This window comes from Columbia Basin potato purple top phytoplasma, from assembly GCF_028595955.1.
In the GTDB taxonomy this organism is placed as follows: domain Bacteria; phylum Bacillota_I; class Bacilli_A; order Acholeplasmatales; family Acholeplasmataceae; genus Phytoplasma.
Map to the genome: position 1 here is coordinate 1 of NZ_JANHJP010000032.1, position 527 is coordinate 527.

A 527-nucleotide genomic window follows, 5' to 3' on the forward strand; every position below is an offset into this window, starting at 1 on the left:
CTTTTGAAAACGAAATAAACAAACCCAGTTTATATCTCTATGGAGACTTTAACACTGGGAAAACCTTTTTCTTTAAATTAATTATGAAATATTTTTTAAAAGAAAAACAGGATTTTTTATTTCTTTTTCTTCCAGATTTACCAAGACAATTTAAGTCAGGGTGGTTTGATGAAGAATTAAGTAAGAAAATGGATATTTTAAGAACGATTCCTTATTTATTTCTTGATGATTTAGGAGCCGAAAACTTAACTGTTTATTTTCGAGACGATATTTTATATCCCCTTTTAAACGCTCGCCAAGAAAAAGGGTTAATTACTTTTATTAATAGTAATTTTAATCCTCTTCAATTACAACAACATTTTCAGATTACTAATGAAAAGAACCAAGCGATGAAAGCTTTTCGAATTATTAATCAATTACAGAAAATGTGTCAAGTTTATAGTTTTGATATGACTAATTCTAATTTAAATCAATTTCACAAAGGAGTTTTAAAATGAAAATTAATTTAAAACAAAATAGCTGGGCCT

At 26.4% G+C, this 527-nt stretch carries 1 pseudogene; it reads left to right on the forward strand.

What is annotated here, in order from left to right:
- Window positions 1–497: pseudogene (locus M8044_RS02495) on the forward strand (ATP-binding protein); the annotation flags it as partial.
- Window positions 498–527: the final 30 nt, after the last annotated feature.